General features: G+C 57.8%; 10 protein-coding genes. 6 read left to right on the forward strand and 4 right to left on the reverse strand.

All coding sequences use genetic code 11. The annotated features are described in order from the left end of the window. The 5 genes from VMU57_RS19875 to VMU57_RS19895 all read left to right on the forward strand — a co-directional run. On the forward strand, positions 1-540 hold a 540-nt coding region (locus tag VMU57_RS19875; protein ID WP_325386603.1), incomplete at its 5' end, for a hypothetical protein. Positions 541-731: 191 nt separating this feature from the next. After that, the gene (locus VMU57_RS19880; protein ID WP_325386605.1) at positions 732-2,570 is read left to right on the forward strand and encodes a beta-L-arabinofuranosidase domain-containing protein; all 1,839 of its coding nucleotides are present in this window, start codon (positions 732-734) and stop codon (positions 2,568-2,570) included. Between the two features lie 513 nt (positions 2,571-3,083). After that, entirely contained in the window at positions 3,084-5,378 is a 2,295-nt protein-coding gene (locus tag VMU57_RS19885; protein ID WP_325386607.1) for an alpha-galactosidase, read from the forward strand. A gap of 72 nt (positions 5,379-5,450) precedes the next feature. After that, positions 5,451-5,768, forward strand: a complete 318-nt coding sequence (locus tag VMU57_RS19890) for a PadR family transcriptional regulator (RefSeq protein ID WP_325386609.1) — start codon at positions 5,451-5,453, stop codon at positions 5,766-5,768. Next, complete coding sequence (locus VMU57_RS19895) at positions 5,765-7,285, forward strand: hypothetical protein (RefSeq protein WP_325386611.1); 1,521 nt, start codon at positions 5,765-5,767, stop codon at positions 7,283-7,285. Before VMU57_RS19890 ends, VMU57_RS19895 begins: the two co-directional genes overlap by 4 nt. On the opposite strand, the gene VMU57_RS19900 is transcribed toward VMU57_RS19895, so the two are convergent. Both VMU57_RS19900 and VMU57_RS19905 read right to left on the reverse strand, forming a co-directional pair. Beyond that, the gene (locus tag VMU57_RS19900) at positions 7,219-8,274 is read right to left on the reverse strand and encodes a sigma-54-dependent transcriptional regulator (protein ID WP_325386613.1); all 1,056 of its coding nucleotides are present in this window, start codon (positions 8,272-8,274) and stop codon (positions 7,219-7,221) included. The genes VMU57_RS19895 and VMU57_RS19900 overlap by 67 nt on opposite strands. A gap of 104 nt (positions 8,275-8,378) precedes the next feature. Further along, positions 8,379-8,804 carry a BrxA/BrxB family bacilliredoxin gene (locus VMU57_RS19905; protein ID WP_325386615.1) on the reverse strand — a complete coding sequence of 142 codons (426 nt, stop codon included), beginning with the start codon at positions 8,802-8,804 and terminating at the stop codon, positions 8,379-8,381. Between the two features lie 98 nt (positions 8,805-8,902). Between VMU57_RS19905 and VMU57_RS19910 the strand changes: the two genes are divergently transcribed. Then, positions 8,903-9,985: a UDP-N-acetylmuramate dehydrogenase gene (locus tag VMU57_RS19910; RefSeq protein WP_325386617.1), complete on the forward strand. Its 1,083-nt coding sequence runs from the start codon at positions 8,903-8,905 to the stop codon at positions 9,983-9,985. A gap of 161 nt (positions 9,986-10,146) precedes the next feature. Here VMU57_RS19910 and VMU57_RS19915 read toward each other — a convergent pair whose 3' ends face one another. Next, positions 10,147-10,899, reverse strand: a complete 753-nt coding sequence (locus tag VMU57_RS19915; RefSeq protein WP_325386619.1) for an ATP-binding cassette domain-containing protein — start codon at positions 10,897-10,899, stop codon at positions 10,147-10,149. Further along, complete coding sequence (modB, locus tag VMU57_RS19920) at positions 10,886-11,554, reverse strand: molybdate ABC transporter permease subunit (protein ID WP_325386621.1); 669 nt, start codon at positions 11,552-11,554, stop codon at positions 10,886-10,888. The genes VMU57_RS19915 and modB overlap by 14 nt, the downstream gene beginning before the upstream one ends. Positions 11,555-11,956: the final 402 nt, after the last annotated feature.

Genomic DNA, 11,956 nt, shown 5'->3' on the forward strand with positions numbered 1-11,956 from the left:
CAGGTGGATGCTGCGCTCGGAGATTTTGAGAAAGCGCATCAACTCAATCCGCAATTGTCGTTCGCTGAAGATGCAATGGGCATGCTTCTTAGCCAGAAGCATGATCCAGTCGCTGCCCTTGCACTTTTTGCTCAGCAGAGCCAGCTTCACCCCAATGATCCTCTCCTGCAATATCTATACGCGGAAGCACTTTCGCAGACAGCGAATGCAGATGAGAAGGTGATTGAGAAAGCAATTTCTACAGCTCGGCGCGCTGTACGGCTCGAACCCAGCTATCAACCCGCTCGCGATCTGCTCTGTGTTCTTTTGCTTCGTCACAACGACCTCGCGGAAACCATAGCCGAGGCGCAGGAAGCGACAAAGCGCGACCCCTACGACGAGGCTGCAATTTATCAGGAACTGCTTGCCGAACATAAGTTGAGGCACGCTACCAGGATCGCGGCACTTGTGAAGCAGCTACAAGAAGCCAAGGACCACAACGAAAAGGCAAAAACAAAGTACGTTCTCGAGGAAGCACAATCATCTACTTCGCCGCGTTGAACCCAGCCCCGGGCGATGGGGTGGCAGATAGCAAAACCTCTTTATTCATCGTCCAAAGAACGAGAGTTTACAGCAAGAGGTTTCCAGTGCTACTCTCATTCCGCTTTGGCAAAAGTATAGCTTGTACAAAATGAGTAAACGATTTCTCTCTGCTGCCAAAGACCGTGTCTCTTCTAGCTCAAAGGATTTTTATGATGATCAAGCCAACCCGTCGAGCTTTTCTTAGGAGTGGAGCAGCACTCGCTGCCGGTAGCGCAGTCCTCCGCAATACGCCCGCGCTCGCTGCGCCGATGAATGCCTCCGCGTCTACGGCACCGCTCACACAGTTTGAATATCAGGATGTCCAGCTTCTCGATGGGCCCATGTTGGTGCAATTTCGCCATAACCATCGACTCTTCCTTGATCTCAACGAGGACAGCCTGCTCAAGCCCTTTCGTCAGCTCTCCGGTCTGCCTGCGCCCGGCGAAGACATGGGCGGCTGGTACTCTCCTTCGAGCCTCTTCGATCCCCCTCGGAACATGACCGGGTACATTCCCGGCCATAGCTTCGGTCAGTATCTTTCAGGACTCGCGCGTGCCTACGCAGTCACTGGCGACAAGGCAACTCAGGCCAAGGTCCAACGCCTCGTAGCAGGTTTCTCGCCCACGATTAGCCAGAAGTTCTATCAGGACTATTGCATTCCGGCTTATACCTTCGACAAGACCAACTGTGGCCTCATTGATGCACATCAATTTGCTCGCGATCCTCAGGCCCTTGCCGTACTCAATCGCGCCACGGATGCAGTGCTGCCGTTCCTTCCACCCAAAGCCCTCGACCGTGCCGAGATGATGGCGCGCCCTCATAAGAACATTTCCTTCACCTGGGACGAAACCTACACTCTTCCCGAGAACTTCTATCTCGCTTACCAGCGAGGCGCAGGCTCTCGTTATCGCCAGCTTGCCCGTCGCTTCCTGCAAGACGACACCTACTTTGATCCGCTTTCTGAAAACAAGAATGTCTTGCCTGGCCAGCATGCTTACAGCCACGTCAATGCGCTCAACTCGGCCATGCAGGCCTACCTTACCGACGGCAGCCAAAAACATCTGACCGCCGCCCGCAATGGCTTCGCCTTTGTCCAGCAGCAAAGTTTTGCCACTGGCGGATGGGGCCCTAACGAAACCTTTCAGGATCCCAATGGAAACGGGCTTGCAGATAGTCTCGCCAAAACCCACAGCAGCTTTGAAACACCATGTGGCGCTTATGGCCACTTCAAAATTACTCGCTATCTCATGGGCGTTACCGGCGACAGTCGTTATGGCGACAGCATGGAGACCGTCCTCTACAACACTATTCTTGGCGCTCGTCCTATCCGCTCCGACGGCGTGAGCTTCTACTACTCGGACTACAACCACGACGCGAAGAAAGTAGACTACGAGCAGAAATGGCCGTGTTGTTCAGGTACTTTCCCGCAGCTCACTGCCGACTACGGCATCAGTTCTTATTTCCGTGGCGCCAAAGGAATCAACGTTAACCTTTACGTGCCCTCGCGTGTCACCTGGCAGCAGGGAAACGCCCGCGTCTCGCTTACCCAGCAGACACAGTATCCGGCAAATGGCGACACCAGCATGCACCTGGCGATCTCGCATCCAGAACGCTTTGCCGTCGCCTTGCGCATTCCCGCATGGGCTGGGCGTAGCACAAAGGTGACGGTCAACGGCAAGCCAATCGACACAGCGCTCACACCGGGAACATGGGCAACCATCGACCGTACCTGGAAGGACGGCGACCGGATTGAACTCTCGCTCGACATGCCGCTCCGACTGGCCCCGATTGACGAACAGCATCCTCAAGTTGTCGCTCTCCTCTACGGCCCCGTTGCTCTTTTTGCCATCGAGCCTGCTGCGGAGACAATAACCCAAAAGCAACTACTCGCCGCCCAGCGCATCGGCAACTCTGCAATCTGGCAGGTCGCGACGGACGCCGGTAAGGTCCGTATGGTTCCTTTTCCCGAAATCAAGGACGAAACATACCGTCTCTATCAGCAGACCTAAAGATCAGCGGCTTAGCCAGATAGATTAGGCCTGAGTCAATCTGTATTGGAGACAGCAGGGATTAGCTGTCTTCAATAAAAGCTCAGCCAGAACAAGTGCGCCAACAACATTACATCGCCATCAGGCGCGTGCCTTTAGGTTGTGCGATGGCGACTGCCGAAGGAACCATCGATACGGCAGCAGACATTATGAATTTGCGACGGGATAGGCCAGGCTTCATGAGGATGCTCCTCTTGATAATCGCGAGACCCCGTTCTAGTCCCGAAGGTCCGTCAACGTCAAGAGAACGTTTGCTTTCAACGCCGGAATAGGAAGGAAAACCTGACTTTGACGATGGGCGATACACTGCTCTCTGTCGCTGTTGCGGACAGAACGCGGTGACATACATTTCTTGTGTGTAGCCCACAGCATCATTTCGGTTGCATTGCCGAAACGCGGTCGTATGTTTACGCTGGCTGCCATAGTGCCGGTCAATTTTCGTCGAACCAGTCTGTAGTTGTGAGGAGCTAGCTAATGTACGAGAGGCACGACCCATCATTCGCATCTTTATCTGGTAAACGCCAGGTTCGCCGCATCGCACAGATCTGTGCGTTTACACTTCTGGTCTTCCTCGGCTTGAAGACTGCTACCGCGAGAGCCGAGACAGGGGCCGCCACGATTCGTTTCGACGTTGCCACCCGCGTCTTCCGCATCGATGCTGCCGATACAAGCTATGTTTTTGGAGTCAATGAAAACCAGCAGCTCCAGTCCCTCTACTGGGGCAAACGCCTCGGCGCCAACGATAGCTTCCCTACAGCCAAGGCTATGCCCGAATCAGCCGCCTTCGACCCCCCCATCACAACCACTCCGCACGAGTTCGTCGGCTGGGGTGTCGGTCTCTACGTCGAACCCGACCTGAAGATTACCTTTCCCGACGGAAACCGCGACCTCGTCTTGAAATATGTCTCACACCGAATCGATGGCAACCAGCTTGACATCGTGATGAAGGACATCTCGCGCGAGGTCTACGTCACGCTGCAGTATCAGGTCGACGCCGAGACCGGCATCCTGCGCCGCTCGGCTGAGATCGAAAACCGCACCGATGCTCCCTTCACCATCGAACAGGTTGAGGCGGCAACCTGGAACCTGCCCCGCGGCACAGATTATCGGCTGCGTTACCTCACGGGACGGTGGGCCGCCGAGTGGAATGTACAGGAGCAGCCAGTTCATCCTGGCAAGACCGTACTCGAGAGCCGCCGAGGCACCACCGGCGCGCAAAACAATCCATGGTTCGCAATCGACCATGTTGGCGACAGCGATCAGGATAGCGGCGAGGCATGGTTCGGCGCGCTTGGATGGAGCGGCTCGTGGCAGCTGGCAGTCGAACAGGATCAGCTGCAGCAAGTGCGCGTTACCGGCGGTTTCAACCCTTTTGACTTCGGCTACCGTCTGCAGAAGGGCGAACATTTTCAGACTCCATATTTCTATGGCGGATACTCCAGCCACGGCATTGGCGGCGCATCGCGAATGATGCACCGCTTTGAAATCGATTCTCTGCTCCCGCACGCGCCAACTCCGAAGCTGCGTCCTGTCCTCTACAACTCATGGGAGGCGACCGAGTTTCGTGTCGATGAAGCCGGCCAGATGGCTCTCGCAGAAAAGGCTGCCAGCCTCGGTGTCGAACGCTTTGTCATGGACGATGGCTGGTTCGGCCAGCGCAAGGACGACCACGCCGGACTCGGCGATTGGTACGTCAATCCGCAGAAGTTCCCCCACGGACTTAAGCCGCTCATCGACAAGGTCCACTCCCTCGGCATGGACTTTGGCCTGTGGGTAGAGCCGGAGATGGTCAATCCCAATAGCGATCTCTACCGCAAGCATCCCGATTGGGTATTGAACTTCTCCGGGCGTCCACGTAGCGAAGGACGCAATCAACTGGTGCTCAATCTTGCCCGGCCCGACGTGCGCGCCTACGTTTACGGCTTCCTCGACAAGCTTCTCAACGAGAACGACATCGCATTTCTCAAGTGGGACTATAACCGCAACTGGTCCGAGCCGGGCTGGCCCGCGGTCGCTCCGGAAGATCAGAAAAAAGTCTACGTCGACTTTATCCGCAATCTCTATTCCATCCTCGCGGAACTGCGCGCGAAGCATCCAAACGTAGAGATTGAAAGCTGTTCCGGCGGCGGCAGCCGTGTGGATCTAGGGATCATGAAGCTGACGGATGAGGTCTGGCCGTCCGACAACACCGACGCTTACGATCGGTTGCTGATTCAGGATGGCTTCACCTACGCTTACACCCCGGGAATCATGATGGCGTGGGTCACCGACTCGCCGACATGGGTGAACAACCGCACACTCTCGCTCGAATATCGCTTTCTCTCTTCCATGCAGGGTTCTCTCGGCATCGGTGCCAACCTGAACAAGTGGACGCCCGACGACTTCGCCACAGCCAAAAAGATGGTTGCCCAGTACAAGTCGATTCGCGAGACCGTACAGCGCGGCTCCTTGTACCGGCTCATTACGCCAGAAAATAACAGTGAGCAGTCCGTAACCGAGTCTGTCTCGCGCGATGGCAAACAGGCAGTTGCCTTCGCCTTTCTGCATTCCAGCCGTGAGCGATATCCATTCCCTCGCATCTACCTTCGCGGGTTGGATGCCAACGCCAACTACCGCATTGCTCCGCTTGACGGAAAACTGGCCAAGGACACGCCAGCCTCGGCGAGCGGAGCCTACTGGATGCATCGTGGAGTCGATGTAGAGTTGCGAGGCGATTTCCAGGCCGCGGCGTTCACCCTGGAAAGGACAGGGGGCGCCGCAGGGAACTAAGCGCCTGGTATTGGTGTAACTGGTCCTTAATAAGACTATTCAAGTAGTGTGCTACATAGTTAGAATGAGCGCATGACAGGCGAACCTCGGCTCTCTCACACTGCTGCGTTGATTCTTCAAGCTGTTAATGCCGGTTACGTCTATGGCTTTAGCGTCATGGAGGTAACCGGCCTTCCCAGCGGAACGGTCTATCCCGCCATGCGCCGGTTGGAACGCGATGAGTTGATTCGCTCTCATTGGGAGCAGCAATCCATCGCGGATGCCGAACAGCGTCCGCCGAGAAAGTACTACAAGCTCACGCGTGTCGGAAATACCACCCTCGAAGCATCGCGAAAAAGATATCCTCTGCTCACAAAGCTCATCCCCTCCACCGAGGTCGAATCTATATGAAACCTCTAGCGATTCGAGCTTTCCGGGCTTTTAATCTCGCGACCCTCAGTGTGGCCGCACTCTTGATCCCGCGCGGTCAGCGGACAGAGTGGTTGAAGGAGTGGCGTGCCGAATCTTGGCATGTTCGCCAGGCCTGCGGAGCGGAGGATGCAATCCTGTGGCAGGCTGAACGAGAGGTCGCCGACTTCTGCTTCGGAGCGTTTCAGGATGCCGTGTGTCTTCGGCGGGACCTGCGAAGTGCTCTCCCACCGAGGCAACCGCTCTCGTCTGCTGCGCGGTGTCTTCTTTTTCTGGCAGGCATCGCCGCTGCTGCGGGATGTCTCCTAATGTTTCTGCCCGGTGCCCGTATCGCGGCGCAGCCCTCGCCTTATCGCGATGCACATCGTCTTATGCTCATTACCCGCTCAGGATTATCCGGAACAGGCTATCCGACGATCCGGGCAGAGCAGTTTCGTGCCTGGAGAGAGAAGAAGCAGAAGCTCTTCAGCGATTTCGCCTTCTATCAACCTGTGATCCGGTCTGTGGCCCTGTCGCCCCATCGTTCGATCGAGCTGTCGGTCGCACAATCCAGCGGAAACCTATTCGACTTGCTTGGCCTGCCGATCCAACTATTAAACCCCGATCGCATCCTGAAGGATGACTTACCCAAACTTGTTATTACCGATGAGGCATGGCAAAAATATTTCGGTAAAGGTCAAAAAGTGTCGGGAGCGACCATCCTTGTTGGGAATAGCCGGGCCGAGATCTTTGGAGTGATTCCTGCCGATCAATGGAGACTGCCCGGACGAGTCGATGCCTGGTTGCTTGAACCCGATGCAAATGTCGCGGCAATCCCCGCGGAGGCACGCGGCTTTTTAGTGGGTCATCTCGAGCCCTCGCCCGCACACAACCATCTTTCCGATCGATGGGAGATGTCCGTTGCTGTGGGGCCTGACGATACCGACTACCTCACCTGTAACTCGCTATCCAGCCGGGCGAGCGGAACCTTCAACATCTTTCTCTTCACTGTTATTCTCGCGTTTCTTGCACTCCCGGCCACAACGTCATTGCCGCTGGGGGAATACGCCGCAGCGCATCACAAGCTATCGCGAGACAAGCAATTCCGTCGCTGGGCCTTTCTTGCGGCGAAGTTCGCACTGATCCTTCCCATCGTCTACTTTGCGTCGATCGATCTTGCCCATCTCAGCGCCTCGATGAGCCCGGAGAACTCCGACTACATTCAGATCGTAGCCTCCTTCTCCATCTGCCTGTTTGCCCTGCGCTGGACCCTTCGCGACCAGAGAAAGCGCTGCCCCGTCTGTCTTGGCAAGCTGACCAACCCTGCGCGTGTGGGGCAACCGTCCCGAACCTTCCTCGCATGGAACGGAACCGAGCTGATCTGCGTCGGTGGTCATGGACTCCTGCACGTTCCCGAGATGCCGACCAGCTGGTTCAGCACCCAGCGCTGGCTCTATCTCGATTCCTCGTGGGATGTCCTTTTTTCCGAAGCGAACCTTGCAACTCCAGGCACTTCATAGACCAACGGTAAAGTATCTGCAACCTGGAGTGAACAGCTATCGAGCATTCGATACAGCGTGGAACGGCTGATTCCCAGCAACTCCGCCGCTCTCAGCTTATTGCCTGCGCAGTCATGCAGGACGCGAAGGACATGACGGTCAACTACTTCCTGCAAGCGAGCGGTTTTCATGGGAACCTCTTCAGAAGCCTCGTTCCGGTTGACTTCGGAGGATGTGGTTGAAAGGGTAAGTTCCCACGCCTGAATCTCTCCGCCCTTATTTTGCAGAACTACATTTTCAAGCGCGCTTTCCATCTCCTGAACGTTACCCGGCCAGCGATGGGATTGCAGCAATTCCATCGCTTTCTTCGCTATGGTGAACGTCTGCCGATATTGTCTTTCGAATCCAGCGAGAAAATGCATTGCCAATGCCGGCACATCTTCCATCCGTTCACGCAGAGGAGGCACTCCAATCTGCACCATGGCGATTCGCTGATAGAGCTCCTGGCGGAACCGGCCCGACGCGGCGAATCCCTTCAGGTCCTGCTTCGTCGTAGCGATAATCCGCGTGCTCAGCTTCTGTGGAGCGGCCAGTCCCTCTTGCGACCATTCCTGCCTTCGCAGAGCCTCCAACAGCTCATCCTGCGTCTCCAGAGGAGCTTCGTCGATACCATGGAAGAACAGTGTTCCGCCTCGAGCGATCTTCATCAGATAGGAGATTCGATTGCCAGAGGCAGCCGCAACAAATGGGCCATCTGTTCGGATACTCTCCTTGTGCAGAGACCGCGCGACCATCTTCTTGCCCGTTCCGCCTTCGCCGTGGATCAGCACCGCGCGAAAGTGCGGCCCGATGCGCCGGACCTGCAGGCGCAGGCGCTTCATGGCTGCGCTGTCGCCGACGATCTCTCCATCGGTTCGCTTGAGCAGATAGGGAAAGCGAATGGAATCGGCCTGCGGTTCCATCCCCGGAACAGACTGAAGAGGAGAGGTGATGTGGCTGAAGGTTGCCATAGCTACTTCCTTCATCGGCAAAAACTGTCGCAGGATGAGTCAGATTAAATAAGCGAGCCGAACACCTTTTCAGGGTGTCCGGCTCGCTTGATCGGTTCTATTTTCTAAGCGGTGGTCGTCGTGCAGTAGGTGTCGAACGCCCGCGTCAGCTCTTGAGCAATGGCCGGTGCGGTCGAGGTCTCGATTGCCGAACGCTGCATCAGGTACACCAACTGACCGTCGCGCAGAATCGCAATTGCGGGAGAGGTCGGCGGATGGCCGCCGAAGTAGCCGCGTGCCTTCTCGGTCGCTTCGCGGTCCTGACCAGCGAATACCGTCACCGCGTGGTCGGGCTTTGCGCCGTGTTGCATGGCCAGGCGAACGCCGGGGCGCATCTTGCCGGCTGCGCATCCACAGATCGAGTTCACTACCACCATCGTCGTTCCCGGTTGCGCCACGGCAGCATCTACATCGGCTGCGGTGCGGGCTTCCGTCAGGCCTGCGCGGGTAAGCTCCTCGCGCATGGGAATCACCATAATCTCTGGATACATGAGCATCTCCTTGAAACGGCCGAAACGGCCGCCTGAATCGATTGTACGGTCTTGCCGCGTGCCACGCCAGTTGGAGCGGGTGTTGTAGTCTCTAAACCGTGCCGAATCTTTCTATCCGTGTTCAGGAGCAGGTTTTGCTGGCTCCGTTTACCACCTTCCGCATCGGTGGGCCTGCGAGGTACTTTTGCGAGGCTGCCAGCGAAGACGAACTGGTCGAGGCGGTTCAATTCGCGCGCCAGCATGGCCTCAAAATCTTCATTCTGGGCGGCGGCAGCAACCTGCTTGTGGGCGATGAGGGCTTCGATGGCCTCGTCATCCGCATCGCCATCGATGATCCTGTCGGACCTTTTTATGATGGCCACTTCGTCGACTACACCGTCGCCGCGGGCACCGATTGGAACGCCGTTGTGCTGCGCCTGTGCGAGCAGGGAATCAGCGGCGTCGAATGCCTCGCAGGCATTCCCGGCTCGGTTGGCGGAACTCCCGTCCAGAACGTCGGTGCTTATGGGCAGGAGGTCGCCAGCACGATTACGGCGGTTCGCGCCTTCGACATGGAAGCCAGCGCGTTCGTCACGCTTTCGCACAGCCAATGCGGCTTTGCCTATCGCCACAGCATCTTCAACACCAGCCAGCGCGGACAATATATTGTTACGGCCGTGACCTTTCGCTTCGATCTGGACGCTCGACCGAACCTTGCTTATGCCGATCTGCAGCGGCACTTTGCCGATTGGGATGCGCAGCGGCCCGCGCCGACGCCGCTCGACGTCTATCACGCTGTTCGCGCTATTCGTCATCGCAAGGGAATGCTGATCGTCGAGGGAGAGGCGGACTGCCGAAGCGCGGGATCTTTTTTCAAGAATCCTGTTGTCGCTCCGGCTGCGCTCGATCAGATCGCCGCCAATCTTCAACTTCCCGTTGGCGAGGTTCCTCATTGGCCAGCCGCAGACGGCATGGTCAAACTTCCGGCTGCCTGGCTGCTGGAGAAGGCCGGATTCGTTAAGGGGTTCGCCCTTGGTCAGGCTGGCATCTCGTCGCGGCATACGCTTGCGCTCATTAACCGAGGTCATGCTACGGCTGCGGATATCTTTGCGCTGCGGGACAGAATTACTGACGAGGTGCTTTCCCGTTTTGGGATTCGGCTGGAGCAGGAGCCGGTTCAGCCGTCTTCCGGCTCCGTCTGACCGAGGGTACCCCCCTGTACTTAAGTCCTAAAGTCTTCGAAGTAGAGACTTTAAGTCTGGACTTCGGTACGGAGTTCGCTGGACGAAAAGTCCGGTGCGAGGTCGGAGTTTCTGCTCTATCTCTGTCTTAATTATAGCGACGCTGTCAATCGTTTTGACCGTTAGTTATGTCGGGAGAGTTGTTCGAGCAGACGTGTCCGCTCTTCGGCCAGGACGGTCTCGACCGGCCCTTGTTCGAGGACGCGGCCGTCGGAGAACTTGATGACCTCGGCGGCCAGTTGGAAGGCTTCGCCGACGTCGTGGGTGACGGAGAGTACAGGCGTCTTTTTGGCGGCGAGCCAGCTTCTGAGGTCATCGAGCAGTTCGTCGCGCAGGGGAAGATGCAACCCGGCGAACGGTTCGTCGAGCAGAAGCAGGCTGTTGCCGGTTACGGTGATGGCGGAGGCTGCGGCGCGGGCTACGGCGACACGCTGCCGCTCGCCTCCGGAGAGCTTCCAGGGCATGGACTCGGCCAGCCCGGTGAGGCGGAAGCGCTGGAGCGTCTCTTCGACGATTTCAGCCGATGCCGACGGGACGCCGTAGGCGATGTTCTGCCGCACGGTCATGTTCGGGAACAGCGCGGCGACTTGCGCAGCGAGCCGGACGCCGCGGCGATAGGCGGGCAGGGAAGTCCCGGTCGCGCTGTCGAACAAGGTCGTCGGCACATTTGTCGCGGCGCCATGCAGCACGATGCGTCCCTGATCGGCTCGCATCAGCCCTGCAATCGCTCGCAGCACGGTGGTCTTGCCGCTGCCGGATGGACCGAAGAGGACCGTCCATGGCTCGGTCAGGCGGAAGGCGGCATCGAAGGCGAGCGCTCCCTGGCGATGCTGCATGGAGAAGCTGAGATGGGGGGTGGGCTCAGACAAGTTCACCTCGCCCGCTTCCGCGCCGCGAGTAGATGACGATCAGCGCTACCAGTGAGACGACCACCAGCGCCAGCGCGGTCTGGTTGGCGGCCTTGTAGTGGAAGTCCTGCACCTGGTCGTAGAGCGAGATGGAGAGCGTCTGCGTGGCTCCGGGAATGTTGCCGCCGAGCATCAGCACGACGCCGAACTCGCCGACGGTATGGGTGAAGGCCAGCACCGCGCTGGTCAGCAGCGAGCCTCGGGTCAGGGGCATGACCACGCTCCAGAAGGTTCGCCACGGCGAAGCTCCCAGCCCGGCTGCGGCTTCGACGTATCCGCGATCGACCACGGCAAAGCCTGCTACCAGCGGCTGCACGGCAAACGGCAGGCTGTAGAGGACGGAGCCGACCAGCAATCCGGAAAAGCTGAAGGCCAACGAGTGGCCGAAGATTCGCGTCAGCAGACGTCCCGGAGCGGTGAGTGGCCCGAGCATGACCAGGAGGTAGAAGCCGAGAACCGTCGGCGGGAGCACTAGAGGGAGAGCTACGAGTGCCTGCACGACTGCCCGCGCGGCTCCTTTGCCGGAGGCGATCCACCATGCCAAGGGCAGCGCGATGACCAGCAGAATCGCTGTTGTGCTCGCAGCCAGCCGCAGGGTCAACCAAAGCGCCTCAAAATCCATACAGCGCCAGTCTATCGTTTCAAGAGGTATGGCTCGTGATGATCGATCAGGAACTCAAGGGAAGAGGAGAAGAGACTTATTTCTTGTCGACACTCCCGGGGGTAACATTGGTGTCCTCGGGCGCGGAGGGATTGATGTGGCCGAGATTGTTTTCCGGCGTGTTGGAGTGGACTTTCGTCTCTCCCGAGCCGGCAGTGGAAGGCAGGCAGCCGTCACACCATCCGGCGTCAAGGGCTCGATCTATGCCAAATCGCCAACTCGCTCATTTAGCAATTTGACGCTATTGCACTGCGGCCAGCCCGAGCTTGCTCATATTTCCCTGCACGGCTGGGGTGAGCAGCCAGTCGAGAAAGGCGTGCGCTTCGGCGCGATGCTCTGACTTCGCCATCACCACGGCGCACT

This window comes from Edaphobacter sp., from assembly GCF_035532915.1.
Classification (GTDB): domain Bacteria; phylum Acidobacteriota; class Terriglobia; order Terriglobales; family Acidobacteriaceae; genus Edaphobacter.

Coding starts and splice junctions, on each gene's coding strand:
- VMU57_RS19890 (WP_325386609.1), top strand. CDS start 5,451: ATGACAGGCGAACCTCGGCTCTCTCACACTGCTGCGTTGATTCTTCAA.
- VMU57_RS19895 (WP_325386611.1), top strand. CDS start 5,765: ATGAAACCTCTAGCGATTCGAGCTTTCCGGGCTTTTAATCTCGCGACC.
- VMU57_RS19880 (WP_325386605.1), top strand. CDS start 732: ATGATGATCAAGCCAACCCGTCGAGCTTTTCTTAGGAGTGGAGCAGCA.
- VMU57_RS19905 (WP_325386615.1), bottom strand. CDS start 8,804: ATGTATCCAGAGATTATGGTGATTCCCATGCGCGAGGAGCTTACCCGC.
- VMU57_RS19885 (WP_325386607.1), top strand. CDS start 3,084: ATGTACGAGAGGCACGACCCATCATTCGCATCTTTATCTGGTAAACGC.
- VMU57_RS19900 (WP_325386613.1), bottom strand. CDS start 8,274: ATGGCAACCTTCAGCCACATCACCTCTCCTCTTCAGTCTGTTCCGGGG.
- modB (WP_325386621.1), bottom strand. CDS start 11,554: ATGGATTTTGAGGCGCTTTGGTTGACCCTGCGGCTGGCTGCGAGCACA.